The organism is Streptomyces sp. R11 (assembly GCF_041051905.1).
In the GTDB taxonomy this organism is placed as follows: Bacteria; Actinomycetota; Actinomycetes; order Streptomycetales; family Streptomycetaceae; genus Streptomyces.
Map to the genome: position 1 here is coordinate 6,890,035 of NZ_CP163432.1, position 24,771 is coordinate 6,914,805.

24 protein-coding genes are annotated in these 24,771 nt (G+C 69.7%); 16 read left to right on the forward strand and 8 right to left on the reverse strand.

Translation table 11 applies throughout. The annotated features are described in order from the left end of the window. Positions 1 to 2 precede the first annotated feature (2 nt). Positions 3 to 818: an inositol monophosphatase family protein gene (locus AB5J55_RS31755; RefSeq protein WP_369273893.1), complete on the forward strand. Its 816-nt coding sequence runs from the start codon at positions 3 to 5 to the stop codon at positions 816 to 818. A 75-nt stretch (positions 819 to 893) separates the two neighbouring features. Here AB5J55_RS31755 and AB5J55_RS31760 read toward each other — a convergent pair whose 3' ends face one another. Beyond that, positions 894 to 1,067, reverse strand: a complete 174-nt coding sequence (locus AB5J55_RS31760) for a hypothetical protein (protein WP_328878653.1) — start codon at positions 1,065 to 1,067, stop codon at positions 894 to 896. A 419-nt stretch (positions 1,068 to 1,486) separates the two neighbouring features. On the opposite strand from AB5J55_RS31760, the gene AB5J55_RS31765 reads away from it, so the two are divergent. From AB5J55_RS31765 to AB5J55_RS31780, 4 genes are all read left to right on the forward strand, one after another. Continuing rightward, complete coding sequence (locus AB5J55_RS31765; RefSeq protein WP_007385219.1) at positions 1,487 to 2,140, forward strand: response regulator transcription factor; 654 nt, start codon at positions 1,487 to 1,489, stop codon at positions 2,138 to 2,140. Positions 2,141 to 2,146: 6 nt separating this feature from the next. Further along, a complete protein-coding gene (locus tag AB5J55_RS31770; RefSeq protein WP_369273894.1) occupies positions 2,147 to 3,400 on the forward strand; it encodes a sensor histidine kinase in 1,254 nt (417 codons plus the stop codon). A gap of 406 nt (positions 3,401 to 3,806) precedes the next feature. Beyond that, a complete protein-coding gene (locus AB5J55_RS31775; RefSeq protein WP_005481602.1) occupies positions 3,807 to 4,103 on the forward strand; it encodes a DUF4193 domain-containing protein in 297 nt (98 codons plus the stop codon). A gap of 13 nt (positions 4,104 to 4,116) precedes the next feature. Then, a complete protein-coding gene (locus tag AB5J55_RS31780) occupies positions 4,117 to 5,040 on the forward strand; it encodes a hypothetical protein (RefSeq protein WP_369273895.1) in 924 nt (307 codons plus the stop codon). Between the two features lie 110 nt (positions 5,041 to 5,150). Here the strand turns inward: AB5J55_RS31780 and AB5J55_RS31785 are convergent, their stop codons facing one another. After that, positions 5,151 to 5,612, reverse strand: a complete 462-nt coding sequence (locus tag AB5J55_RS31785; protein WP_369273896.1) for a DUF3093 domain-containing protein — start codon at positions 5,610 to 5,612, stop codon at positions 5,151 to 5,153. Positions 5,613 to 5,670: 58 nt separating this feature from the next. Here AB5J55_RS31785 and AB5J55_RS31790 point away from each other — a divergent pair, with 58 nt between their 5' ends. From AB5J55_RS31790 to AB5J55_RS31825, 8 genes are all read left to right on the forward strand, one after another. Further along, positions 5,671 to 6,255, forward strand: coding sequence for a PaaI family thioesterase (locus tag AB5J55_RS31790; RefSeq protein ID WP_369273897.1), 585 nt, complete (start codon positions 5,671 to 5,673; stop codon positions 6,253 to 6,255). Further along, positions 6,252 to 6,803: a dUTP diphosphatase gene (gene dut, locus AB5J55_RS31795; protein ID WP_328422480.1), complete on the forward strand. Its 552-nt coding sequence runs from the start codon at positions 6,252 to 6,254 to the stop codon at positions 6,801 to 6,803. The genes AB5J55_RS31790 and dut overlap by 4 nt, the downstream gene beginning before the upstream one ends. A gap of 1 nt (position 6,804) precedes the next feature. Then, on the forward strand, positions 6,805 to 7,563 hold the full coding sequence (locus AB5J55_RS31800; protein WP_328422478.1) for a DUF3710 domain-containing protein: 759 nt from the start codon (positions 6,805 to 6,807) through the stop codon (positions 7,561 to 7,563). Between the two features lie 159 nt (positions 7,564 to 7,722). Next, on the forward strand, positions 7,723 to 8,889 hold the full coding sequence (locus AB5J55_RS31805) for an alginate lyase family protein (protein ID WP_369273898.1): 1,167 nt from the start codon (positions 7,723 to 7,725) through the stop codon (positions 8,887 to 8,889). Between the two features lie 139 nt (positions 8,890 to 9,028). Continuing rightward, complete coding sequence (locus tag AB5J55_RS31810) at positions 9,029 to 11,605, forward strand: DUF4118 domain-containing protein (protein WP_369273899.1); 2,577 nt, start codon at positions 9,029 to 9,031, stop codon at positions 11,603 to 11,605. After that, positions 11,599 to 12,318 carry a response regulator gene (locus AB5J55_RS31815; RefSeq protein WP_369273900.1) on the forward strand — a complete coding sequence of 240 codons (720 nt, stop codon included), beginning with the start codon at positions 11,599 to 11,601 and terminating at the stop codon, positions 12,316 to 12,318. The genes AB5J55_RS31810 and AB5J55_RS31815 overlap by 7 nt, the downstream gene beginning before the upstream one ends. Positions 12,319 to 12,403: 85 nt before the next feature. Beyond that, entirely contained in the window at positions 12,404 to 12,802 is a 399-nt protein-coding gene (locus AB5J55_RS31820) for an OB-fold nucleic acid binding domain-containing protein (RefSeq protein ID WP_217211415.1), read from the forward strand. Positions 12,803 to 12,805: 3 nt separating this feature from the next. After that, entirely contained in the window at positions 12,806 to 13,591 is a 786-nt protein-coding gene (locus AB5J55_RS31825) for a DUF3159 domain-containing protein (protein ID WP_369273901.1), read from the forward strand. A 68-nt stretch (positions 13,592 to 13,659) separates the two neighbouring features. Here AB5J55_RS31825 and AB5J55_RS31830 read toward each other — a convergent pair whose 3' ends face one another. Both AB5J55_RS31830 and AB5J55_RS31835 read right to left on the reverse strand, forming a co-directional pair. Further along, complete coding sequence (locus tag AB5J55_RS31830) at positions 13,660 to 14,337, reverse strand: TrkA family potassium uptake protein (protein WP_062670424.1); 678 nt, start codon at positions 14,335 to 14,337, stop codon at positions 13,660 to 13,662. Continuing rightward, positions 14,337 to 15,008: a TrkA family potassium uptake protein gene (locus AB5J55_RS31835; protein WP_328422468.1), complete on the reverse strand. Its 672-nt coding sequence runs from the start codon at positions 15,006 to 15,008 to the stop codon at positions 14,337 to 14,339. The genes AB5J55_RS31830 and AB5J55_RS31835 overlap by 1 nt, the downstream gene beginning before the upstream one ends. 517 nt (positions 15,009 to 15,525) lie before the next feature. Between AB5J55_RS31835 and AB5J55_RS31840 the strand changes: the two genes are divergently transcribed. Then, positions 15,526 to 17,583: an APC family permease gene (locus AB5J55_RS31840; RefSeq protein ID WP_369273902.1), complete on the forward strand. Its 2,058-nt coding sequence runs from the start codon at positions 15,526 to 15,528 to the stop codon at positions 17,581 to 17,583. A 171-nt stretch (positions 17,584 to 17,754) separates the two neighbouring features. After that, entirely contained in the window at positions 17,755 to 19,083 is a 1,329-nt protein-coding gene (locus AB5J55_RS31845) for a class I SAM-dependent RNA methyltransferase (protein ID WP_369273903.1), read from the forward strand. A gap of 584 nt (positions 19,084 to 19,667) precedes the next feature. On the opposite strand, the gene AB5J55_RS31850 is transcribed toward AB5J55_RS31845, so the two are convergent. The 4 genes from AB5J55_RS31850 to AB5J55_RS31865 all read right to left on the reverse strand — a co-directional run bounded on the left by AB5J55_RS31850 (position 19,668) and on the right by AB5J55_RS31865 (position 23,570). Further along, positions 19,668 to 20,531, reverse strand: coding sequence for an alpha/beta fold hydrolase (locus tag AB5J55_RS31850; RefSeq protein WP_369273904.1), 864 nt, complete (start codon positions 20,529 to 20,531; stop codon positions 19,668 to 19,670). Between the two features lie 92 nt (positions 20,532 to 20,623). Further along, complete coding sequence (locus AB5J55_RS31855) at positions 20,624 to 21,628, reverse strand: NADP-dependent oxidoreductase (protein ID WP_369273905.1); 1,005 nt, start codon at positions 21,626 to 21,628, stop codon at positions 20,624 to 20,626. Positions 21,629 to 21,764: 136 nt separating this feature from the next. After that, a complete protein-coding gene (locus AB5J55_RS31860; RefSeq protein ID WP_369276349.1) occupies positions 21,765 to 22,820 on the reverse strand; it encodes an aldo/keto reductase in 1,056 nt (351 codons plus the stop codon). 57 nt (positions 22,821 to 22,877) lie between these two features. Next, entirely contained in the window at positions 22,878 to 23,570 is a 693-nt protein-coding gene (locus AB5J55_RS31865; RefSeq protein ID WP_369273906.1) for an SDR family oxidoreductase, read from the reverse strand. A gap of 115 nt (positions 23,571 to 23,685) precedes the next feature. On the opposite strand from AB5J55_RS31865, the gene AB5J55_RS31870 reads away from it, so the two are divergent. Further along, on the forward strand, positions 23,686 to 24,246 hold the full coding sequence (locus AB5J55_RS31870; RefSeq protein ID WP_369273907.1) for a TetR/AcrR family transcriptional regulator: 561 nt from the start codon (positions 23,686 to 23,688) through the stop codon (positions 24,244 to 24,246). Positions 24,247 to 24,771: the final 525 nt, after the last annotated feature.

Here is a 24,771-nt window from a genome sequence, read left to right on the forward strand (position 1 = left end):
CCGTGACCGACGCCCTGCACACGGAACTGCTCACCCTCGCCCAGGAGGCCGCCCGCCGCGCGGGAGAGCTGCTGCGCGACGGCCGCCCGGCCGACCTCGCCGTCGCGGCGACCAAGTCGAGCCCGATCGACGTGGTCACCGAGATGGACATCGCGGCCGAGAAGCTGATCACGGGCCTGATCTCCGAGCAGCGCCCGGACGACGGCTTCCTCGGCGAGGAGGGCGCTTCCACCGAGGGCACGAGCGGCGTCCGCTGGGTGATCGATCCTCTGGACGGCACCGTCAACTACCTCTACGGACTGCCGACTTGGTCCGTCTCCATCGCCGCCGAGCAGGACGGAGAGACGGTCGCCGGCGTCGTCGCGGCACCGATGCGGGGCGAGACCTACCACGCCGTCCGCGGCGGCGGCGCGTGGGCCACGGGCGCCTGGGACGGGGAGCGCAGGCTCACCTGCCGTCCCACCGCCCCTCTCGCCCAGTCCCTGGTCTCGACCGGCTTCAACTACGTCACCGAGGTGCGCACTCACCAGGCCGATGTCGCCCAGCGGCTGATCCCCCTGCTGCGCGACATCCGCCGCGGCGGCTCGGCCGCGATCGACCTGTGCGACCTCGCCGCCGGCCGACTGGACGGCTACTACGAGCGGGGCCTCAACGCCTGGGACCTCGCGGCCGGAGACCTGATCGCCCGTGAGGCGGGCGCGCTGACGGGTGGCCGCCCCGGAGAGCGCCCCTCACGCGACCTGGCGGTGGCAGCGACGCCGGGGGTCTTCGAGCCCCTCCAGCAGCTCCTGGAGGACCTGGGCGCCTGGCACGACTGACTGCACGGCACCAGCAAAAAAAGCAGGGCCCCCGGCGCTGGATTCGCCAGGGGCCCTGTGGTGCTTACGAGCCGGTCAGACGCTCGTCGCGCCGACTTCCACGCCATGCTCGGCGGCGAGGCGGCGCAGGTCGTCGAGCTCGCCCTGCTCCACCTCGACGAGGAAGTCGTCGCCCTCGTCGAGAGCCCGCGTCAGGTCGGACTCGGTCGCCCTTATGCGCTGCAGAAGTCCTGCGGTGAATGCGTCCATGCTGCGCCCCCTCGTCCTGGGTCGGGTGGGTCGGTGGCACGGGGGTGTGCCGGTTCGGAAGGGACGATCACGTCTCCGGTGGATGCCCAGCGCTGCCCTTGCCGGGCGGCGACGGTGCCGGACACCCACATCCACTCTGCGGAAAGCGGATCCCCTCGTACCGCATGGTGGTGCGGTACAAGCAGAGCGTGATCGCGGGGTGTAAAGCCGTCCTCCCCCCGCTCTCTTCCGCGGAAACCTCAACCGGAAGAGAAAATCTCGCATTCCCGGGCTTCACACCCGTCCTTCATGGCCCACTCACCCGTCTTACCGCCGACTTATGGCCGAAAAGGGCAGGATGGAGGCCAAGACACCCGAAGACCCCCTGCCCGCGCGCGATGACACGCGCTACGCGGGTGGACACAGGAAGGACAAGCGACGTGCGCGTACTCGTCGTCGAGGACGAGCAACTGCTCGCCGATGCGGTGGCCACCGGACTGCGCCGGGAGGCCATGGCCGTCGACGTCGTGTACGACGGTGCGGCCGCCCTGGAGCGCATCGGCGTCAACGACTACGACGTGGTCGTCCTCGACCGCGACCTCCCCCTCGTGCACGGCGACGACGTCTGCCGCAAGATCGTCGAACTCGGCATGCCCACGCGCGTGCTGATGCTCACGGCGTCGGGCGACGTCAGCGACCGTGTCGAGGGGCTGGAGATCGGCGCCGACGACTATCTGCCCAAGCCCTTCGCGTTCAGCGAGCTGACGGCACGCGTGCGTGCCCTCGGCCGCCGCACGAGCGTGCCGCTGCCGCCCGTCCTGGAGCGCGCCGGCATAAAGCTCGACCCCAACCGCCGCGAGGTCTTCCGCGACGGCAAGGAGGTGCAGCTGGCGCCGAAGGAGTTCGCCGTCCTGGAGGTGCTGATGCGCAGCGAGGGCGCGGTCGTCTCGGCCGAGCAGCTGCTGGAGAAGGCCTGGGACGAGAACACCGACCCGTTCACCAACGTGGTCCGGGTGACCGTCATGACGCTGCGCCGCAAACTGGGGGAGCCGCCGGTGATCGTCACCGTCCCCGGTTCCGGCTACCGGATCTGATTCCCCATGGCCACGACACCCGCGCCTCCGCAGGCGCCCCCGAAACCCACCTGGGCCCCCCGCAGGGCGGAGTCCGCCTTCCCGTGGCTGCGCCCCACCATCCGGATACGGCTCACGCTGCTGTACGGCGGCATGTTCCTGATCGCCGGCATCCTGCTGCTGTCGATCATCTATCTGCTGGCCGCGCAGGCCATCAGCACGGGCAACCAGCCGCCGTTCAAGATCGTGAGCGCCAGTAACGAGATCAGAGTCGCCAGCGCCGACTGCCCCGCGGTCAACAACGCCAACGGCCTGAGGCTCGACGAGTTCAACTCCGCGATCAGCGAATGTATCGACCAAAAGCGCCGGGTCGCCCTGGACGACCTCCTCAGTCGCTCCCTGCTGGCCCTCCTCGGCCTCGCGATCATCGCCTTCGCCTTCGGCTACGCCATGGCAGGCCGGGTCCTGTCGCCGCTGGGCCGGATCACCCGGACCGCGCGCGCGGTGGCGGGCTCGGACCTGTCCCGCCGTATCGAACTGGACGGCCCGGACGACGAGCTGAAGGAGCTGGCCGACACCTTCGACGAGATGCTGGAGCGGTTGCAGCGGGCCTTCACCGCCCAGCAGCGCTTCGTCGGCAATGCCTCGCACGAGCTGCGCACCCCGCTCGCGATCAACCGCACGCTCCTCGAGGTGCACCTGTCGGACCCGAGCGCGCCGGTGGAGCTCCAGCAGCTCGGCAAGACGCTGCTGGCCACCAACGAGCGCAGCGAGCAGCTGGTCGAGGGCCTGCTGCTGCTCGCCCGCAGCGACAACCAGATCGTCGAGCGCAAACCGGTGGACCTCGCGGAGGTGGCCGGGCAGGCCGTCGACCAGGTGCACGCGGAGGCGCAGGCCAAGGGCGTGATGATCCGCGGCGAGCAGAAGCCCGCGGTCGTCCAGGGCAACGGCGTGCTGCTGGAGCGCATCGCGCTGAACCTGGTGCAGAACGCCGTCCGGTACAACGTCCCGGAGGGCGGCTGGGTCGAGGTCACCACCGAGATCCAGCACGGGCAGGCCGTCCTGGTCGTCTCCAACACCGGACCGGTGGTGCCGGCGTACGAGATCGACAACCTCTTCGAGCCGTTCCGGCGGCTGCGTACGGAGCGCACGGGCAGCGACAAGGGTGTGGGCCTGGGACTGTCCATCGTGCGGTCCGTGGCGCGGGCGCACGGCGGGCACATCTCGGCGCAGCCGCGCGAGGGCGGAGGTCTCGTGATGCGAGTGACCCTTCCGGTCTGAGAGCATGTGCGCCGACACCCGGCGGGTAATTCGGGGATGTTCGCTTTGCGCGGAATTTTCTGGGCACCCGGTCGGCTGTCCGATGTGTGATCGATCACAAGGGCGGTTTTCCGGCCATCTACTCTCCGTGATCATGGGCCTTGTCGGAAAGCCGGGAAAATCCGGGTTTTCGGGGGTCTTGATCACGGGAAGTACACGGTGAGACGCCTTTGAACTGCGGCATTGGGACCGTGTACGGTCCCGTTCGCCATCCAAGCCGATCACTCTTGAGGAGTCCGGTTGGGTGTCGATTGAGTAACAGACCTTGATGTGAGGCAAAATCTCCGCCTCGGGTCGGGCACAAGTCCGGCCTCTCACGCGTTACGTGCGCTGGAGACACCGCAGACACCCAGAGGGGGAGAGCGACATGGCAACGGATTACGACACCCCACGCAAGACCGACGACGACGTCGACTCGGACAGCCTTGAAGAGCTGAAGGCCAGGCGGAACGACAAGTCGACGTCCGCAGTGGACGTCGACGAGTTCGAGGCCGCCGAAGGCCTGGAGCTGCCCGGCGCGGACCTCTCGAATGAGGAGTTGGCCGTCCGGGTGCTGCCCAAGCAGCAGGACGAGTTCACCTGCATGAGCTGCTTCCTGGTGCACCACCGCAGCCAGCTGGCCCGGGAGAAGAACGGTCAGCCGATCTGCCGCGACTGCGACTGAGGTCGGGTCGGGCATGACTGGCTCGACCCCTCCTTGGAAGCGCCGCTTCCCCGCGCGGGGAGCGGACCAGGGGCCGTCCGACGGCTCGTCCGGCGCGCGTGAAGGCGAGCGGGGCTCATCCGACAAGGGAGCCTCGCTCGAACCGATGTCCGGGGCTGACCTCCCGGCATCGGTGGAGGTTCCCCCGCCCGTCGCGAAGCGGCGGGTCGCGGTGATCCGGGAAAGGGCCAGGGAAGGGGTCCGTAAGGGCGGCAGCCGCGCCAGGGCGGGCCTGGCGTACCTCGCCGACCGGATCATCGAGAACGCCCCGCGGATCCCCGTACGGGACCTCGCAACCCTGCGTCGGCACTTCCCGGGCCTCGGGCCCGAGCAACTCGCGGACAAGCTCGTGGCGGGCGCCGCGAACGCGAGCTCCACGGTCGGTGCGGGAGTGGGCGCGGCGGCGATGCTGCCGGTGCCGCCCGCGATGCCGACGGAACTGGCCGCGGAAGTCACCGGTGTGGCCGCCATCGAGCTGAAGATGATCGCCGAGCTGCACGAGGTGTACGGCGTACGCCCGCCCGGCAATCTCAGGGAACGCAGCACCGCGTATCTGTCCTCGTGGTCCGAGGAGCGCGGCATCGACCCGATGAAGCCTGCGACGATCAATGCCGCTCTCGGCGGGCAGATGAAGCGCGAGCTGCGTCAGCAGATCATGAAGCGCATGGTCCGGAACCTGCCGAACCTGATGCCCTTCATGGTGGGCGCCGCCGTCGGCGCGGTCATGAACCGCCGGGACACCAAGAGACTCGCGGCACGCATTCGGGCGGACCTCCGCAAGGTCCAGGTCCCATGGGACGAGCTGCCGGAACTGCCCGCTCTGGAACGCCCGGAGCACCCGCTCGAGATGGGCGACATCATGCGTGAAGCCCGGCGCAAGGAACTCGGCGACGGCTGAGAACCGGCAGTCGGGACGCCCGGGAGAAACCGTTCGGAGTGCCGCGGCGAAAGTTTTACGACAGGCAGAGCAAGCCTTGACCAGGGCCGGTGACGGCCCGTTCTGGTGTGCTAGGCCGAGACCTGCGCCGCCTTGATCGCCTCAGCCAGCCGCTCCGGCTCACGGGTCGACAGGTAGAGGTACGGGGTCGGGTCCTCGGGGTCGGTGACCTCGACCCGCAGGGCCGTGGGGATGTAGGCGCGCAGCAGCAGAAAGGCCCGGGTATCGGCCTTGTGCGTGCGCCAGGCGCGGGCCTCCTCCGGGTCCAGCACGTGTGCCTCGCCCAGCGCCCGCACCGGAACCTTCGCCTCACCGGCGATCAGCGCGTCGCCCACCACGCGGATGCGGACCGAGCCGTACGAGCTGGCCATGACGGCCGCCGCGGCGGTGCCGCCGGCCAGGCCGGCGAGCATGGGCAGCGTGCCGAAGGGCAGCAGGATCAGGGCCAGGGAGAGCCCGACCAGGCACGAGACCAGCCACCACGAGCGGGGGGCGGTGAGGCGTTCTTCGTACGGGGCGGCGGAGAGCTGCATGGAGCCAAGCTTGGCACGGTGTCCGGATACAGCCGACGCGCGGGTAAGGTCTGCGGCTGTGAGTGGCAATTCCCCGTCTCTTGAGCCTCCGGCCCACGCCGTGAAACCGGTGCGGCATGCCGAGGCTCCCGCGCCCGGTGAGCTTCTCGGTGCGCACTACGGCGAGTGTTTCGGCTGCGGCGGCGAGCAGCCCCACGGACTGCACCTGGAGGCACGGGCGGGTGACGGCGTCAGCCTCACGGCCGAGTTCACCGTGCAGCCCGCCCATCAGGGCGCGCCCGGGCTGGCGCACGGCGGCGTCCTCGCGACCGCCCTCGACGAGACGCTCGGCTCGCTGAACTGGCTGCTGCGGACGATCGCCGTGACCGGACGGCTGGAGACCGACTTCGTACGGCCGGTTCCGGTGGGCACGGTCCTGTACCTGGAGGCCGAGGTGACGGCGGTGGCGGGCCGCAAGATCTACTCCACCGCCACCGGGCGGATCGGTGGCCCCGACGGGCCGGTCGCCGTCCGTGCCGACGCCCTCTTCATCGAGGTGAAGGTCGACCACTTCATCGACAACGGCCGCCCGGAGGAGATCCGGGCCGCCATGAACGACCCGGACCAGGTCCGGCGTGCCCGTGCCTTCGAGGTGAACCCGTGAGCCGTGAACCCCTGAACGTGCTGATCCGCCGGGTCGACCCGGACGTACCGCTTCCGACGTACGCGCTTCCCGGTGACGCGGGAGCCGATCTGCGCACCACCGAGAGCCGCGAACTCAAGCCGGGGGAACGGGCCGTGCTGCCCACCGGGGTGTCTGTCGCCCTCCCGGAGGGGTACGCGGCCTTCGTGCACCCGCGTTCCGGTCTCGCCGCCCGCTGCGGTGTCGCCCTCGTGAATGCCCCGGGGACGGTTGATGCCGGGTACCGTGGGGAGATCAAGGTGATCGTGGTGAATCTCGACCCGCACGAGCCCGTGCGGTTCGAGCGCTTCGACCGGATTGCCCAACTGGTTGTCCAGCAGGTCGAGAGGGTTCGCTTCCAGGAGGTCGCGGAGCTTCCCGATTCGGCACGGGCCGAGGGGGGCTTCGGGTCCACCGGCGGGCATGCCGCGGTGGGCGAAACAAGCGATACAAGCGGTCAGGCCGCCGATGGCGGCGCTACGGGTGGGAATCGATACGCTTCGGTCGTATCCGACCGGGAAGGACAGTGACGTGTTCGGACGTCGCAACAAGAAGGGTGCCGCCGAGGACGCGGCGGGCGAGCCCGAGCAGGTCGTCGACATCGACACTGAGGCGGACGACGACGGTACGCGCGAGCGCGTACGGCTGGAGCCGGAACCGCGGCCCGACGGGCCCTGGGACAGCTCCGAGGTCCGCGAGCCCGGCGAGGGCCGGGTGGACCTGGGCGGCCTGTTGGTGCCGGGCGTCGACGGCATGGAACTGCGCGTGGAGGTCGCGGGTGACGCGATCGTCGCGGCCACCGTCGTGCTGCGCGACAGCGCCATTCAGCTGCAGGCCTTCGCCGCGCCCAAGCGCGAGGGCATCTGGGGCGAGGTGCGCGAGGAGATCGGCTCGGGCATCACTCAGCAGGGTGGCATCATCGACGAGGTCGAGGGGCCGCTCGGCTGGGAGCTGCGGGCCCAGGTACCGGTTCAGCTGCCGGACGGCACAGGCGGTTTCCAGGTCGTGCGGTTCGTCGGCGTGGACGGACCCCGCTGGTTCCTGCGCGGTGTGATCTCGGGTCAGGGCGCCGTGCAGCCGCAGGCGGCCGGTCTGCTCGAGCAGATCTTCCGGGACACGGTCGTGGTGCGCGGCGAGGGCCCGATGGCCCCCCGTGACCCGATCGTCCTGCAGCTTCCGACCGACGCCCAGATGGTCCCCGAGGGCGTCCAGCAGGAGGAGGCCGGTTCGCGCTTCTCCGGCGGCATGGGTCAGCTCCAGCGCGGGCCGGAGATCACCGAGGTTCGCTGAATCTCGTAGCGACATCAGGGCCGTACCCCTCAGGGGTGCGGCCCTTTCTCGTGCGTGAACCCTTGACGGTGCATTGGTCTGTACCTACCGTCTCGCCCCAACACGCCTGTTCATAAAGGCGCTTCACGTTCACATACGAGAACGGAAGGCCCCCCACGCATGCGCAGAACCGCACTCCTCGCGGCTTCGGCCGCCCTCGTCGCCGGTGTTCTCGCCTGGCCCGCCGACGCTGCTCCCACCACCTTCATCCACCCCGGAGTCACCGTCTCCAAGAGCCAGTTGGACTTCACCCGCTCCAAGGTCAACGCCGGCGCCCAGCCCTGGAAGGGCGCCTTCGACCAGATGATGGCGAGCAAGTACGCCGATCTGAACCGCACCCCCAAGCCCCGCGCGGTCGTCGAGTGCGGTTCGTACTCGAACCCCAACTACGGCTGCACCGACGAGCGCGAGGACGCGATAGCCGCCTATACCCAGGCCCTGGCCTGGTACATCACCCGCGACGAGCGGCACGCGAAGAAGGCCATCGAGCTGATGGACGCCTGGTCGGCCACCATCCGGGACCACACCAACAGCAACGCGCCCCTGCAGACGGGCTGGGCCGGCTCGTCCTGGCCCAAGGCCGCCGAGATCATCAAGCACACGTACACCGGGAACTGGGCGAACTCCGGCCGGTTCGCCACCATGCTCCGCACCGTCTACCTGCCCGAGATCATCAACGGCTCGAACTCCAACGGCAACTGGGAGCTGTCGATGATGGAGGCCGCCGTCGGCATCTCCGTCTTCCTCGAGGACAAGGCGTCGTACGACAAGGCCATGGGGAAGTTCCGCACCCGTACCGCCGCCTATGTGTACCTGTCCTCGGACGGTGATCTGCCGAAGACCGTGCCGAGCCAGAACCTCGACACCCGCGAGAAGATCGTCAACTACTGGCAGGGGCAGTCCACCTTCGTCACCGGCCTCACCCAGGAGACCTGCCGCGACTTCACGCACACCGGCTACGGCATCTCCGCGATCTCGCACGTCGCGGAGACCAGCCGGATCCAGGGGCAGGATCTCTACGGCACCGACGTCGGCGAGCGGCTGCGGCACGCGCTCGGGTTCCAGGCCAAGTACGAACTCGGTGAGGGCGTGCCCAGCTGGCTGTGCCGCGGCTCGCTGAAGCTCGGGCTCGGCCCGGTCACCGAGGTCGGGCACAACGCCCTGGCCAACCGGCTCGGCCATGCCATGACCAACACCGAGACGCTGAACACGCGCAACCGCCCGTCCGGCAGCAACAACCTCTTCGTGGCCTGGGAGACCCTCACGCACGCCGACAACCCCGGCTGAGTTCCCACGACGTACCTGGCGGGAGCGTCAGAGTTGCGTCAAAGACGCTCCCGCCGCCGCACCCGGCCCCATTTGTCGCGAATATTGGCCGTAAGGTCGACGCTGCGTAGGCAGCAGTGGCCGGAACACAATGAGGAACATGGGACGCGGCAAGCTTCGGATCTATCTCGGTGCGGCACCGGGTGTCGGCAAGACGTACGCGATGCTGTCCGAGGCGCACCGGCGGGTGGAGCGGGGCACCGACTGCGTGGTCGCGTTCGTGGAGCACCACGGCCGGCCGCGCACCGAGGTGATGCTGCACGGCCTGGAGCAGATACGGCGTAAGGACCTGACGTACCGGGGGAGCGCCTTCACCGAGATGGACGTCGACGCCGTCCTGGCCCGGAATCCGCAGGTCGCGCTCGTCGACGAACTCGCCCACACCAACATCCCGGGCTCGCGCAACGCCAAGCGCTGGCAGGACGTGGAGGAGCTGCTCGCCGCCGGCATCGACGTGATATCGACCGTCAACATCCAGCATCTGGAGTCGTTGGGAGACGTCGTCGAGTCGATCACGGGCGTGCGGCAGCAGGAGACGGTGCCGGACGAGGTGGTGCGCCGGGCCGACCAGATCGAGTTGGTCGACATGTCGCCGCAGGCGCTGCGGCGGCGGATGGCGCACGGGAACGTCTACCAGCCCGAGAAGGTCGACGCGGCACTGTCGAACTACTTCCGGCCGGGGAACCTGACCGCGCTGCGGGAGCTGGCGCTGCTGTGGGTGGCCGACCGGGTCGACGAATATCTGAAGCAGTACCGCAGTGATCACCGGGTGTCGAAGATCTGGGGTTCGCGGGAGCGGATCGTCGTCGGACTCACCGGCGGCCCGGAAGGGCGGACGCTGATCCGCCGGGCCGCGCGGCTGGCTGAGAAGGGCGCCGGCGGTGAGGTGCTGGCTGTCTACATCGCCCGCAGCGACGGCCTGACCTCCGCCTCACCCAAGGAGCTGGCCGTCCAGCGCACCCTCGTCGAGGACCTCGGCGGAACCTTCCACCATGTCGTCGGGGACGACATCCCGGCGGCCCTGCTGGCCTTCGCGCGCGGTGCGAACGCCACCCAGATCGTCCTCGGCTCCTCGCGCCGCAGGAGCTGGCAGTACGTGTTCGGACCGGGGGTGGGCGTGACGGTGGCCCGGGAGTCGGGCCCCGACCTCGACGTGCACATCGTCACGCACGAGGAGGTCGCCAAGGGGCGCGGACTTCCCGTGGCCCGGGGAGCGCGCCTCGGACGGGCGCGGATCATCTGGGGCTGGTTCACCGGCGTCGTCGGTCCCGTGCTGCTCACGCTGCTGCTGACCCATGTCGACGCCGACCTCGGTCTCGCCAACGACATGCTGCTGTTCCTGACCCTGACGGTGGGCGCCGCCCTGCTCGGCGGGCTCTACCCGGCACTCGCGTCGGCGGCGGTCGGCTCGCTGCTGCTGAACTGGTTCTTCACCCCGCCCGCCCACACGCTGACCATCGCCGACCCGAAGAACCTGCTCGCGCTCGTGATCTTCGTCTTCGTGGCGGTGTCGGTCGCCTCCGTGGTCGACCTCGCCGCCCGCCGGACGCACCAGGCGGCACGCCTGCGCGCCGAGTCGGAGATCCTCTCCTTCCTCGCGGGCAACGTGCTGCGCGGCGAGACCGGCCTGGAGGAGCTGCTGGAGCGGGTCCGCGAGACCTTCGGCATGGAGTCCGCGGCCCTGCTGGAACGCGCGAGCGACGTCGACCCGTGGACGTGCACGGGCCGGGTGGGCCTGGAACGGGCACCGCAGCGGCCCGAGGACGCGGACGTCGACGTGCCGGTCGGCGACCACATGGCGCTCGCGCTGACCGGCCGGGTGCTGCCCGCCGAGGACCGCCGGGTGCTCGCCGCCTTCGCCGCACAGGCCGCGGTCGTGCTGGACCGCAGCAGGCTCCAGGAGGAGGCCGACCAGGCCAAGGAGCTGGCCGAGGGCAACCGGATCCGCACGGCACTGCTCGCGGCCGTCAGCCACGACCTCCGTACGCCGCTCGCGGGCATCAAGGCGGCGGTCTCGTCGCTGCGGTCCGACGACGTGGCGTGGTCCGAGGAGGACGAGGCGGAGCTGCTGGAGGGCATCGAGGACGGCGCCGACCGGCTCGACCACCTCGTGGGGAACCTCCTCGACATGTCCCGGCTGCAGACCGGCACGGTCACGCCGCTCATCCGCGAGATCGACCTCGACGAGGTGGTGCCGATGGCGCTCGGCGGGGTGCCGGAGGACAGCGTGGAGCTGGACGTTCCGGAGACGCTGCCCATGGTCGCGGTGGACCCCGGGCTGCTCGAGCGGTCGGTGGCCAACCTGGTCGAGAACGCCGTCAAGTACAGCCCGGACGGCAGCAAGGTCCTCGTCGCCGCCAGCGCCATCGCCGAACGGGTCGAGGTCCGGGTGGTCGACCGCGGTCCGGGCGTGCCCGACGAGGCGAAGGAACGCATCTTCGCGCCCTTCCAGCGCTACGGCGACGCCCCGCGCGGGGCCGGAGTGGGGCTCGGGCTCGCGGTCGCGCGCGGCTTCGCCGAGGCGATGGGCGGCACGCTCAACGCCGAGGACACGCCGGGCGGCGGCCTCACCATGGTGCTCACGCTGCGGGCGGCCGGTTCGCGCGCGGCGCTTCACGAAGAGCGGGGCGGGCCGGTGGAGCGCCCCGTGGAACCCGAAAGGCAGGCCACATGCTGAGCCCGACTGGGGGGACCCCCCAGGCCCCCACGAGGGTGCTGGTGATCGACGACGAGCCGCAGATCGTGCGCGCCCTCGTGATCAACCTCAAGGCCCGCAAGTACGAGGTCGACGCGGCCCACGACGGGGCCACCGCCCTCGAACTCGCGGCCACCCGGCACCCCGACGTGGTCGTCCTCGACCTCGGTCTGCCCGACATGGACGGCGTCGAGGTGATCCGGGGGCTCCGCGGCTGGACCAGGGTCCCGATCCTGGTGCTGTCGGCCCGGCACTCCTCCGACGAGAAGGTCGAGGCGCTGGACGCGGGCGCCGACGACTACGTCACCAAGCCTTTCGGCATGGACGAGCTGCTCGCCCGGCTCCGCGCCGCCATCCGCCGCGCCGAGCCGGTCGGGCCCGGCGAGGGCGACGTGACGACGGTGGAGACCGAGGCGTTCACCGTCGACCTTGCCGCGAAGAAGGTCAACCGGGGCGGGAAGGACGTACGGCTGACCCCCACGGAATGGCATCTGCTGGAGGTGCTGGTCCGCAACACAGGGAAGCTCGTCAGCCAGAAGCAGCTGCTCCAGGAGGTGTGGGGGCCGTCGTACGGGACGGAGACGAACTACCTGCGGGTGTACATGGCCCAGCTGCGCAGGAAGCTGGAGGGGGATCCGTCGCACCCCAAGCACTTCATTACCGAACCCGGGATGGGGTACCGGTTCGAGAAGTGAGCCGTGGGGCGGACCGGCAGCGCCTGGTTCGGGCGTCGGCACCGGGGGTACGAGAGTGTCGGTGCACCCCGGTAGGCTTCAAGGCATGAGTGCTGTTCCTCGTTCGGAAAAGTCGGTGGGCCGGTTCCGGCGCATGCTCGACCGGCTCTCCTCGTCGCAGGAGGACCTGGAGTCCGAGGAGCTGCGTGAGGATGCCGAGACGGCCGGCTGTATCAAGATCGGTGACTGCCGTGACCGGCAGATAGTGACGGTTACTGGTACCTTGCGCACGGTCACCCTGCGCCCGCGTGCCGGAGTCCCCGCCCTGGAGGCCGAACTGTTCGACGGCTCCGCCGCCCTGGACGTGGTGTGGCTCGGCAGGCGCTCCATAGTCGGGATAGAGCCGGGGCGCCGGCTGATCGCATCGGGCCGGGTCTCCATGAGCCGGGGCCGCCGGGTGCTGTTCAACCCGAAATACGAACTGAGACCCCTCGGACGGGAGTAGCCGGTGACGTCGCTCGACAAGCCGACTGAAGACACCACCGACACCACCGCGGACGCCGAGCAGAATGCCCGGGCGGTGACCGAGGCTGCGCTGTTCGAGGCCTTCGGTGGCATGCGCGGCATGATCGAGACGGTGCTGCCCGGTCTGCTCTTCGTCACCATCTACACGATCAACAAGGACCTGCACCTGTCGGCCATCGCCGCGCTCGCGGTGTCCTTGGTGCTGGTGGTGGTGCGCCTGGTGATGCGGGACACCATCAAGCACGCATTCAGTGGCGTCTTCGGCGTCGCCTTCGGTGTCGTGTTCGCGATGATGACCGGCAACGCGAAGGACTTCTACCTGCCCGGCATGCTCTACACGCTGGGACTGGCGCTCGCGTACATCATCACGACCCTGTGCGGCGTGCCGTTGATCGGGCTGATCCTCGGCCCGGTGTTCAAGGAGAACCTCTCCTGGCGCACGCGCAACCCCGGACGCAAGAAGGCGTACGCGAAGGCCAGTTGGGCGTGGGGCCTGATCCTGCTCGCCAAGTGCGCGATCCTCTTCCCGCTGTACTGGTGGGCGGACACCACGCAGTTCGGCTGGGTCCTGATCGCCCTGAAGATTCCGCCGTTCCTGCTGGCCGTGTGGCTGACCTGGGTGTTCCTGGCGAAGGCGCCCGCGCCGATCGACGTGTTCGCGGAGATGGAAGCGGCCGAGAAGGCCGAGCAGGAACGCAAGGAAGCGTCCGCCGCGTCGGCCGCGGAGCATGAGGACGCCGCCGGCGGGCGGCACCGCCGAGAGTCCTAGATTTCCGTACGACGACGGAGGGCGCCTTGCACACGCAGGGCGCCCTCCGTCGTCGTAAGCCCGCAGGGCTAGCCCGCCGCGTCCTCGCGCCGCACCGACAGCAGGTCCTCCAACTGCTCCTCCCTGGCCTGGGCGGCCACGAAGAGGAGCTCGTCGCCTGCTTCCAGGGAGTCCTCGCGGGAGGGGGTGAGGACCCGGGTGCCGCGGATGATGGTCACCAGGGAGGTGTCCTGGGGCCACTCCACGTCGCCGACCTGGGTGCCGGCGAGGGCCGACTCCTCCGGGAGGGTCAGTTCGACGAGGTTGGCGTCGCCGTGGCTGAAGCGCAGGAGGCGGACCAGGTCGCCGACCGAGACCGCTTCCTCGACCAGGGCCGACATCAGACGGGGGGTGGAGACGGCCACGTCGACGCCCCAGGCCTCGTTGAACAGCCACTCGTTCTTGGGGTTGTTCACGCGGGCCACGACGCGCGGTACGCCGTACTCCGTCTTCGCCAGCAGGGAGACGACCAGGTTGACCTTGTCGTCGCCCGTCGCGGCGATCACCACGTTGCAGCGCTGGAGGGCTGCCTCGTCCAGCGACGTGATCTCGCAGGCGTCGGCCAGCAGCCACTCCGCCTGCGGGACGCGTTCGACCGAGATGGCGGTCGGCGCCTTGTCGATCAGAAGGACCTCGTGGCCGTTCTCCAGCAGTTCGCCCGCGATCGAGCGGCCCACCGCACCGGCACCGGCAATGGCGACCCTCATCAGTGACCGCCCTCCTCTTCGGGACCCTTGGCGAACGCCGCCTCGACCTTGTCGACCTCGTCGGTGCGCATCATGACGTGCACCAGATCGCCCTCCTGCAGCACCGTCTGCGAGGTGGGCAGGATCGCCTCACCGAGCCGGGTCAGGAAGGCGACGCGGACGCCCGTCTCCTCCTGCAGCCTGCTGATCTTGTGGCCCACCCAGTCCGTGGACGCGTGCACCTCGGCGAGCTGCACGCCGCCGGTGGGGTCCCGCCACAGCGGCTCGGCGCCCGAGGGCAGCAGGCGGCGCAGCATCTGGTCGGCCGTCCAGCGGACCGTGGCCACGGTGGGGATGCCGAGGCGCTGGTAGACCTCGGCGCGGCGGGGGTCGTAGATCCTGGCCGCGACGTTCTCCACGCCGAACATCTCGCGGGCCACGCGCGCGGAGATGATGTTGGAGTTGTCACCGCTGGAGACGGCGGCGAAGGCGCCCGCCTCCTCGATGCCCGCCTCGCGCAGGGTGTCCTGGTCGAAGCCGACGCCGGTCACCCGGCGGCCTCCGAACCCGGGGCCCAGCCGGCGGAACGCTGTGGGGTCCTGGTCGATCACGGCGACCGTATGCCCTTGTTGCTCCAGGGTCTGGGCAAGAGCGGAGCCCACCCTTCCGCAACCCATGATGACGATGTGCACGGCGCTTACCCCGCACTCCTCGTGAGGCGTCTGACTTGCGTGAACGTGGTGCTCATATCCTTCTCTCGGTTCGCCGGGCAACAGGCGCGGGCCGGTCGGGGACCGCTGGGCAACATCATGCCGGGGAATCCCGTCGATGATCCCCCGCGGTACGGATCGTGGGCTCGCGTGTGCCTTCGTCCACCGTAACCTCCGGGTCCGACAGGCCGACCGGGGGCGTCCCGCCGCTGCGCGCCCGCCCCTCAGCGGCGGTTGAAGCTGCGCAGGCTGGCCAGTGTCAGGACGCCGAGGCCGGCGAGCGAGACGAGGACTCCGACGAGCTGAGCGGTCGTCTGCGACATGAGGTCTCCCGGTGGTTTCAGGCGGGTGATGAGCGTTCAGGCGCAGGTCATGGAGGCATGGGGGCGCCGGACGGATCGGCGCAAGGCGCGAGCGCGGCACGGAATTCACCCCGGCGCCGCGCGTGATTTCACCCGGATGTGCTCCGGCCCAGACAGGGGGCCTACGATTCTCTGTTGTGTCCAAACTGACCGACGTGCCCAAACGGATTCTGATCGGGCGCGCGCTGCGCAGTGACCGGCTGGCGGAAACGCTCCTGCCGAAGCGCATCGCACTGCCCGTCTTTGCCTCCGACCCGCTGTCCTCCGTGGCATACGCGCCCGGAGAAGTACTGCTGGTCCTCTCCATCGCGGGCGTGTCGGCGTACCACTTCAGCCCCTGGATCGCGGTCGCGGTCGTCGTGCTGATGTTCACCGTGGTCGCCTCCTACCGGCAGAACGTGCACGCCTACCCCAGCGGTGGTGGCGACTACGAGGTGGCGACCACCAACCTCGGCCCCAAGGCGGGCCTGACGGTCGCGAGCGCCCTGCTCGTCGACTACGTCCTGACCGTCGCCGTCTCGATCTCCTCCGGCATCGAGAACCTCGGCTCCGCGATCCCGTTCGTGGTCGAGCACAAGGTCGAGTGCGCCGCCGCGGTGATCCTGCTGCTGACGGTGATGAACCTGCGAGGCGTACGGGAGTCCGGCGGCCTCTTCGCCATCCCGACGTACGTCTTCGTCGTGGGCGTCTTCATCATGATCGCTTGGGGCGCGTACCGCGGGCTGGTCCTCGACGACACCATGCGGGCACCCACGGCGTCGTACGAGATCAAACCGGAGCACGAGGGACTGGCGGGCTTCGCGCTCGTCTTCCTCCTGCTGCGCGCCTTCTCCTCCGGCTGTGCCGCGCTCACCGGTGTCGAGGCGATCTCCAACGGCGTCCCGGCCTTCCGCAAGCCCAAGTCGAAGAACGCGGCGACCACGCTCGCGATGATGGGCCTGCTGGCCGTCACCATGTTCTGCGGCATCATCGCGCTCGCCATGGTGACCAAGGTCCGCATGGCCGAGAACCCGGCCGTCGACCTGATCAAGGACGGCGTCGCGGTCGGCTCCGGCTATGTCCAGAACCCGGTGATCACCCAGGTCGCCGAAGCCGTCTTCGGCAAGGGCAGCTTCTTCTTCATCGTGCTCGCCGCGGCCACCGCCCTGGTGCTGTTCCTGGCGGCCAACACCGCCTACAACGGATTCCCGGTGCTCGGCTCGATCCTCGCCCAGGACCGCTATCTGCCGCGCCAGCTGCACACCCGCGGCGACCGGCTCGCCTTCTCCAACGGCATCGTGCTGCTGGCGGGCGCGGCCATGCTGCTGGTGTGGATCTACGGCGCCGACTCCACCCGCCTGATCCAGCTGTACATCGTCGGCGTGTTCGTCTCCTTCACGCTCAGCCAGACCGGCATGGTCCGCCACTGGAACCGCCTGCTGAGGACGGAGAAGGACCAGGCCAAGCGCCGCCACATGATCCGCTCCCGCGCGATCAACACCTTCGGCGCCTTCTTCACGGGCCTGGTCCTGATCGTCGTCCTCGTCACCAAGTTCACGCACGGCGCCTGGGTGGCCCTGCTCGGCATGGTGATCTTCTACGGCGTGATGACGGCGATCCGCCGCCACTACGACCACGTCTCCGAGGAACTCGCCGCCCCCGAGGGCCCGAGCGACGACAGCGTGCGGCCGTCCCGCGTGCACTCGGTCGTCCTGGTCTCCAAGATCCACCGCCCCGCCCTGCGCGCCCTGGCCTACGCCAAGTTGATGCGCTCGGACACTCTGGAGGCGCTCAGCGTCAACGTCGACCCGGCGGAGACCAAGGCGCTGCGCGAGGAGTGGGAGCGGCGCGGGATCGACGTACCGCTGAAGGTCCTCGACTCGCCCTACCGCGAGATCACGCGGCCGATCATCGAGTACGTGAAGGGGCTGCGCAAGGAGTCCCCGCGCGACGCCGTGTCCGTGATCATCCCCGAGTACGTCGTCGGCCACTGGTACGAGCATCTGCTGCACAACCAGAGCGCGCTCCGGCTCAAGGGCCGACTGCTGTTCACGCCGGGCATCATGGTGACTTCGGTGCCCTACCAGCTCCAGTCGTCCGAGGCGGCGAAGGCCCGAGCCCGCAAGCGGCAGGACTGGAACGCGCCGGGAGCGGTGCGGCGGGGACCGGCCCAGGAGCGGGCGAAGGAGCCCGCCGAGCCGGACGCCAAGCGCTGACGGGCCCAGCGCGGACGGGGGTCCAGTGCTGACAGGGGCCCAGTGCGGACAGGGTCCGGGGGCGCGGCGGGGAGCACGTAGACTGGTGGGCTGTTGTCGTCAGGCCCGGGCCGCTGAAGAGCGCCGTCGAGGGCCGCGCCGTCCCGCCTCTCGATCTGGAGTCACCCCACCATGCAGGCAGAACAGAAGAAGTCGCTGGTGGGGGAGGAGTACGAGGTCGAGATCGGCCCCGTGGCCCACGGCGGGCACTGCATCGCCCGCACGGACGCCGGCCAGGTCCTGTTCGTCCGGCACACCCTGCCCGGCGAGCGGGTCGTGGCCCGGGTGACCGAGGGCGAGGAAGGCGACCGCTTCCTGCGCGCCGACGCGGTCGAGGTGCTGTCGGCGTCCAAGGACCGCATCGAGGCCCCCTGCCCCTTCGCCGGGCCCGGCCGCTGTGGCGGCTGCGACTGGCAGCACGCCAAGCCGGGGGCGCAGCGCCGGATGAAGGGCGAGGTCATCGCCGAGCAGTTGCAGCGGCTCGCGGGACTCACGCCCGAGGACATCGGCTGGGACGGCACGGTGATGCCCGCCGAGGGCGACAAGCTGCCCGCGGGGCAGGTACCGCAGTGGCGGACGCGCGTGCAGTACGCCGTCGACGCCGACGGCCACGCCGGACTGCGCCGGCACCGCTCGCACGACGTCGAGCCGATCGACCACTGCATGATCGCCGCCGAGGGCGTCAGCGAACTCGGCATCGAGAAGCGCGACTGGTCCGGCATGGCGGGCGTCGAGGCGATCGCGGCGACGGGTTCGCAGGACCGCCAGGTGATCCTGACGCCGAGGCCCGGCGGGCGCCTGCCGATCGTCGAACTGGACCGGCCGGTCTCGGTGATGCGGGTCGGCGAGAAGGACGGCGGCGTCCACCGCGTCCACGGCCGCCCCTTCGTCCGCGAACGCGCGGACGGCCGTACGCACCGGGTCGGCAGCGGCGGCTTCTGGCAGGTCCACCCGAAGGCCGCGGACACCCTGGTGACGGCGGTCATGCAGGGCCTGCTGCCCCGCAAGGGCGAGATGGCCCTCGACCTCTACTGCGGCGTCGGCCTCTTCGCCGGTGCCCTCGCCGACCGCCTCGGCGACAAGGGCGCGGTCCTCGGCATCGAGTCCGGCAAGCGCGCGGTGGAGGACGCCCGGCACAACCTGGCCGACTTCGACCGAGTGCGGATCGAGCAGGGCAAGGTCGAGTCGGTACTGCCGCGTACGGGGATCACCGAGGTCGATCTGATCGTCCTGGACCCACCGCGGGCCGGCGCCGGCCGGCAGACGGTGGCGCATCTGGCGTCCCTGGGGGCGCGGCGCATCGCGTATGTGGCTTGCGATCCGGCGGCGTTGGCGCGGGATTTGGGGTACTTCCGGGAAGGGGGTTATCGGGTGCGGATGTTGCGGGCGTTTGATTTGTTTCCGATGACTCATCACGTGGAGTGCGTGGCGATTCTTGAGCCCGCAGCAAAGGGCTCCTGACCTGCTCATTGTCTGATTCCCCAGGTTGCGGGCGGGTTGTGCCGACATGTTTCCGAAGGCCCACCGGGTGGAGCATGTTGCAGGTTTCCGTTACGTGTCTCACCTGCGGCTTCGTAGTGGGGCGTGGGTCGAGAACGCTGTGTCTCAACGCCGTCAGGGACGGGTTCGGGAAATGTCTTGACGCTCGGTCGACGCTGTTTCTGACGGAGTGTGAGGTGGTCGTTCTGGATCAGATGGCGCGGGTCAGTCGACTTGTCGGGCTTAACCCGTCGAGCAGCGCGTCGGCCTCGAAGTTCCATGTGGTGAGGTGCCGTCCAGGGGACGGGGAATTGGCTGGTCAGCCTGGGTCGGGCACGTGAGTGAGCCGGTCGAGGGCTGTGGTGGTGTGACCGGTCCAGGGCCCGTGCCGGGCCAGGCGGAGCATTCACCGACGGCCGGTGGTGACGAGCTGTCCGGCCGTGGTCAGCAGGCGGAGGCCGCAGTCGGCGGGGCTCCCAGAGTGGTGGCGATGTGCGAGGACGGATTTCCCGGTGCCGGTCTCGCTGAGCGCGGGGCAGGGGCCCATGGACCTGTCCGACGGCTGGCTACGGTTCCAGGAATTCGAGCGCCCGCGGGACGAATCTGTCGTGGTGCTGGAAGATCCCGCCGTGTCCGGCATCGGGGTAGAGGGGTTCGAGTTCTCCTTGGGGCAGCCGGGCCGCCAGGTCGACTGTGTTGACGCTCGGGACCATGCGATCGCTCTCGCCGTTGGCCACCAGGACCGGTTGGTGGATGCGCGACAGATCGGCCGGTGCCTGGCGGCCCCAGTGGTGGATGGCCTTGAGCTGGGCGCGGAACGATGAGAGCGAGATGGCTTTGTCGCGGTCGTTCGTGCGTTCCCTGAGCCGGTCCAGGAAGGCGTGGGCTGCCCGGCGGCCACCGGCGGTGTCGGTGAAGAAGAGGTACTGCTTCGGGTCTTTGCGGGTCAGGACGGCCTTGACGGTGTCCTTGATGGTGAGGCTTGTGACCTTGTCGATGCCGGGGCCTCCGGCGGGGCCCGTGCCCGCGAGGATGAGCTTGCGTACAAGATCGGGTTCATCTGCCGCGATGACCTGGGCGATGAAGCCGCCCATCGACAGGCCCAGCAGGTCGACCCTGTCGTATCCGAGGGCCCGGATGAACAGCACGGTGTCGCGAGCCATCGCCTCGATCGTGTCGGGTGTGGAACCGCCGGACGCGCCGACGCCGCGGTTGTCGAAGGCGATCACGGGGCGCCGGGCGGCGAGTCCGTCGACGACGCGGGGATCCCAGTTGTCCAGGACTGCGGACAGGTGGTTGAGGAGGATCAGGGGTACGCCGTCCTCCGGGCCGAGCCGCCGGTAGGCGAAGGTCACGCCACGCACGGACACGGAGCGGTTCGGCGTGTTCTTGTACGACATCGGGGCGGGTGAACTGGACTGTGTGCTCATGGCCGGGTCCTGAGGTGGTGTGGCGGGGGAGTGGGGTGTGCAGGGTCTTGTCGCTGTCGCGGGTGACTGGCGCCTGGGACTCGTTTTCACCCTTACGTCATCGCGACGACGACTTTGCCGGCCTTGGCCCGTCCCCTCTCGACGTATTCCATGGCCTGGAGGGTTTTTTCGAACGGGAAGACGCTGTCGACGACGGGGCGGATCTTCCCGGCGTCGATTAGGGGGGTGAGTTCGCGCAGTTGGTCGCCGCTGGCCTTCATGAACAGGAACGAGTACGTCACACCGTGGCGCCTGGCGTTGCGCCGGGTCCTGAAGCTGAGGGCGGTCATGGCCAGGCGGAGGATCGGGTTCGCATCCAGTTCGCGGGCGAAGGCCGGGTCGGGCGGGCCCGCGACGCTGATGACTGTGCCGCCGGGCTTGAGAACACGCAGCGACTTGGCGAGGTTCTCGCCGCCGAGGCTGTCGAGGACGACGTCGTAGCCGTCGAGGACCTCTTCGAAGTCCTGGGTGCGGTAGTCGATGACGACGTCCGCGCCGAGGTCCCTGGCCAGGTCGACCTTGGCGGTGCTCACGGTGGTGGCCACGTGCGCGCCCAGCGCCTTGGCCAGCTGGACGGCGATGGAGCCGAGGCCGCCGGCGCCCGCGTGGACGAGGATCCTCTGGCCCGGCTGCACGCGGGCCCGCTCGACCAGTGCCTGCCATGCGGTGAGGGCGACCAGGGGGAGGGAGGCGGCCTCGGCCATGGTGAGGGTGGCCGGTTTGGGCGCCAGGTCGTCCTGGTGGACGGCGATGAGTTCGGCGAAGGTACCGATACGGTCCTTGTCGGGCCGGGCGTAGACCTCGTCGCCCACCGCGAAGCGGGTGACGGACGGGCCGACCCGGACGACCGTCCCGGCGAGGTCGTTGCCCAGAATGAGCGGGAGGCGGTATGGCATGAACGCCTTGAAGTCCCCGTTGCGGATCCTGAGGTCCAGCGGGTTCACGCCCGCCGCGTGGATCTTGACCAGGACGTCGTCGGCACCTACCTGGGGGTCGGGTGTTTCGGCGGCGCGCATCCCGGCCTGGTCGCCGTACTTCTCGACCATGAAAGCCTTCATCGTCGTCTCCGTTCCGTTTCCCGTCCGTGAAAGGTCGGGGTCTCCACTCGCCCCGGGGGTTCTCCCGGTACGAGACAGCTGTGTTGCTCTCCTGGCTGCGGCGCGGGCGCACCTCGTCCTCAGCCGCGTTCACGCATCAGGCCACCGGCACGACCGGGGCGGTGACGCGGTCGGCGGCGCCTCCCTGGAGGCGGTCCAGGGTGGCGGCGATCCCTTCGTGGGGCACGCCGAGCGGCGCCGCGCTGACCTCGGCCAGGCGGGTGTACTGCTCGTCGGTCAGCTGGACGTCGAGGGCGCCGAGGTAGCTGCCGAGCTGGGAGAGACTGCGCGGGCCGATGATCGGGACGAGCGTGGTAACGGAGCGGGCGGCGCGCTCGCGCACCCAGGCCACCGCCACCTGGGCGGGCGTCACGGCGGTCTCGTCGGCGATCGCCAGGACGGTGTCGACGACGGCGGTCTTCTGGCCGGTGCTCTCGGTGTGGATGACCATGCCCAGGTCGCTCAGGCGCCCCTCGGCGGAGCTGCGGTACTTGCCGGTGAGCAGTCCGCCGCCGAGCGGGGACCACAGGGCTGCGCCGAGCCCGAGGCTCTCGGCCATGGGCAGTAGCTCACGGTCGGCGGTGCGCTCGACGAGGCTGTACTCGTGCTGGATGCCCACGATCGGGGCCCAGTTCTTCAGGTCCGCGAGGGTTACCGCGCGCGAGACGCGCCAGGCGGGGAAGTTGGACAGCGCGGCGTGGTGGATCTTGCCGGCGCTCACCAGGTCGTCGAGCCCGCGCAGGAGTTCCTCCATCGGAGTGAGCTCGTCGGGGAAGTGCACCCACAACAGGTCGATGTAGTCGGTCCCCAGGCGCTTCAGGCTGGCCTCGACCGAGGTGACCATGGTCTTGCGGCTGTTGCCGGTCTTGGAGATGTCCGGCTGCGGTGCCGCGCCGAGGGTGAACTTCGTGGCCAGGACGAAGTGGTCGCGGTCGGCGGAGATCAGCTTTCCGGTCAGTTCCTCCGACTCGCCGAACTGGTAGCCGTCCGCGCTGTCGAGAAAGGTGCCGCCGGCCTCGGCGAACCGGTCGAAGATCCGCCGGGCCTCGTCGGGCTCGGCGCCTGCGCCCCAGCCGGTGCCGAAGTTCGCGGTGCCGAGCGCGTACTCGGAGACGCGCAGTCCGGTCCGGTGGCCGAAGGTCGTGTAGCGCACGAGATGTCCTTGCATGAAGGGTGTGAGGGTGGTCGCGCCGGGGTGGAGGGGTGAGCGTCAGTCCACGTTCGGCTGGGGTGCCGCGGACAGGCTCTGCTTGACGTACCGGCTGGTCTCGTCGGCGAGGATCTCGGGCAGGCCGGTCTCGATGCCGTACAGGGCCTGGGCCGCGACGTCGGCGGCGGCGACCTTCTGATCGGCGGGCACGCCGGCGGCCATGTCGGTGTCCATGTAGCCCACGTGCAGCGCCGAGACGGTGATCCCGCGCGGTGCCAGCTCCTCACGGGTCGCGTCGCTCAGCGCCCAAGCGGCGGCCTTGGACGCGGCGTAGGAGCCGAGTCCTGCCGGGTGGAACCAGGACAGGGCGGACAGGACGTTGAGCACGGCGCCGCCGCCGTTGCCCTCGATGACGGGGGCGAAGGCGCGGGTCGCGGCGAGCGGGCCGAAGAAGTTGGTCTCCATCTCCCGGCGCACCTCAGCCACGTCGCCTCCGATGAGCGTCGCGCCGGTGGAGATGCCCGCGTTGTTGATCAGCAGTGTCACGTCGGACGCCACGCGCGCGGCCTCTCGTATCGACGCCTCGTCCGTGACGTCCAGCCGCAGCGGGATGACGCCCGGCACGTCGGCCGTCTCGGGGCGTCGGGCCGAGCCGTACACCTTCGCGCCGCGCTCGACGAGTTGGGCGGCCAGGTGCCGCCCGAAGCCCCGGTTGGCGCCGGTGACGACTGCGACCGCGTTCCTCAGTTCCATGTTCACTCCTGGCCGTGGCGGGCGCCGACGGCCACCCGCAACTGTTTAGATTATGAAGACAATCTAAACATGGGTCTATGATAGATGCCAGTCGACATCTAAATGGGAGGTGACCATGGGCCGTGTATCGCAGGCGCAGGCGGAGGAAAATCGCAGGCGGGTGGTGGACACTGCATCCCGGCTGTTCCGGGAGCAGGGCATGCAGGTCAGCGTCGCCGACCTGATGAAGGCGGCCGGTCTGACCCACGGCGCCTTCTACAAGCAGTTCGCCTCCAAGGAGGCCCTCGTCGACGAGGCCACCGCGCACGCCTTCGCCGAGCTCGCCCAGCGCTACAGCGACGGGCTCGAGCGGCGCGATGGGCAGCGCGCCGCCGCCCAGCAGGCGCTGCTCGACGCATACCTCTCCGTCGAGCACCGCGACGACCCGGCGGGCGGCTGCCCGGTCGCCGCGCTCGCCACCGACATCGCGCGCGAGGGCGGGGAGCGCGAGGCCCGTCGCGTCTACGCCGAGGGGGTGGCCGACTTCGCCGGTTTCCTGGCCAGTGACGACCAGGACGGCATCGTCCGCCTGTGCACCCTGTTCGGTGCGCTGGTCCTGTCCCGGGCCACCAAGGGCTCCCCGCTCTCCGGGGAGATCCTCGCCGCCGCGCACGCGGCCTTGACTGAAGCGGGCTGATCACGGGCGAGTGGCCGCGTCGTGGCAGCCGTCCGGTCCCCGGGAAGTGACGAGCCGGTCGTCATGACGCTCGTTTGACCCTCTGCGCACGTGGAGAGGGAGGCAGAGAGCCGACATAGCGCTCTGACCTGGTATTTCACAGCACCTGCTCAGGCCGGCATCTTTCCGATGACTCATCACGTGGAGTGCGTTGCCATCCTTGAGCCGGCGGCAAAGGGCTCCTGACCCGCGGTTTCCGATTGGCCTCGATCGCGGTGACGTCGGCGTGGCGGGCAGCACGGGTGAACTCGAGGCCGTAGGAGGAGGATTCCGCGGCGCCGACGGCGGTCACGGTGCTGTGGGCGTTCAGGAACGCGGTCTCCGCGGCGCATCCGGCTGAGGTGGACGGGAACTCGGCGTCGGAGACGTGGCCTGGCCGCCCGGTCGGTGATGACAGCGACGTGGTTCGTGTCCCGGTGGCTCGGACAGGACATTGAAGGGGCCTGCGGCCAAGCACCCGTCAGCTCATGCTCCACGTGGCCGGAG

What these genes read in the sequence shown, in the direction of transcription:
- AB5J55_RS31865 (WP_369273906.1), bottom strand. Translation starts at nt 23,570, where the DNA reads ATGGAACTGAGGAACGCGGTCGCAGTCGTCACCGGCGCCAACCGGGGC.
- AB5J55_RS31780 (WP_369273895.1), top strand. Translation starts at nt 4,117, where the DNA reads ATGACTGGCTCGACCCCTCCTTGGAAGCGCCGCTTCCCCGCGCGGGGA.
- AB5J55_RS31870 (WP_369273907.1), top strand. Translation starts at nt 23,686, where the DNA reads ATGGGCCGTGTATCGCAGGCGCAGGCGGAGGAAAATCGCAGGCGGGTG.
- AB5J55_RS31820 (WP_217211415.1), top strand. Translation starts at nt 12,404, where the DNA reads ATGAGTGCTGTTCCTCGTTCGGAAAAGTCGGTGGGCCGGTTCCGGCGC.
- AB5J55_RS31770 (WP_369273894.1), top strand. Translation starts at nt 2,147, where the DNA reads ATGGCCACGACACCCGCGCCTCCGCAGGCGCCCCCGAAACCCACCTGG.
- AB5J55_RS31845 (WP_369273903.1), top strand. Translation starts at nt 17,755, where the DNA reads ATGCAGGCAGAACAGAAGAAGTCGCTGGTGGGGGAGGAGTACGAGGTC.
- AB5J55_RS31775 (WP_005481602.1), top strand. Translation starts at nt 3,807, where the DNA reads ATGGCAACGGATTACGACACCCCACGCAAGACCGACGACGACGTCGAC.
- AB5J55_RS31785 (WP_369273896.1), bottom strand. Translation starts at nt 5,612, where the DNA reads ATGCAGCTCTCCGCCGCCCCGTACGAAGAACGCCTCACCGCCCCCCGC.
- AB5J55_RS31805 (WP_369273898.1), top strand. Translation starts at nt 7,723, where the DNA reads ATGCGCAGAACCGCACTCCTCGCGGCTTCGGCCGCCCTCGTCGCCGGT.
- AB5J55_RS31850 (WP_369273904.1), bottom strand. Translation starts at nt 20,531, where the DNA reads ATGAGCACACAGTCCAGTTCACCCGCCCCGATGTCGTACAAGAACACG.
- AB5J55_RS31815 (WP_369273900.1), top strand. Translation starts at nt 11,599, where the DNA reads ATGCTGAGCCCGACTGGGGGGACCCCCCAGGCCCCCACGAGGGTGCTG.
- AB5J55_RS31830 (WP_062670424.1), bottom strand. Translation starts at nt 14,337, where the DNA reads ATGAGGGTCGCCATTGCCGGTGCCGGTGCGGTGGGCCGCTCGATCGCG.
- AB5J55_RS31760 (WP_328878653.1), bottom strand. Translation starts at nt 1,067, where the DNA reads ATGGACGCATTCACCGCAGGACTTCTGCAGCGCATAAGGGCGACCGAG.
- AB5J55_RS31810 (WP_369273899.1), top strand. Translation starts at nt 9,029, where the DNA reads ATGGGACGCGGCAAGCTTCGGATCTATCTCGGTGCGGCACCGGGTGTC.
- AB5J55_RS31855 (WP_369273905.1), bottom strand. Translation starts at nt 21,628, where the DNA reads ATGAAGGCTTTCATGGTCGAGAAGTACGGCGACCAGGCCGGGATGCGC.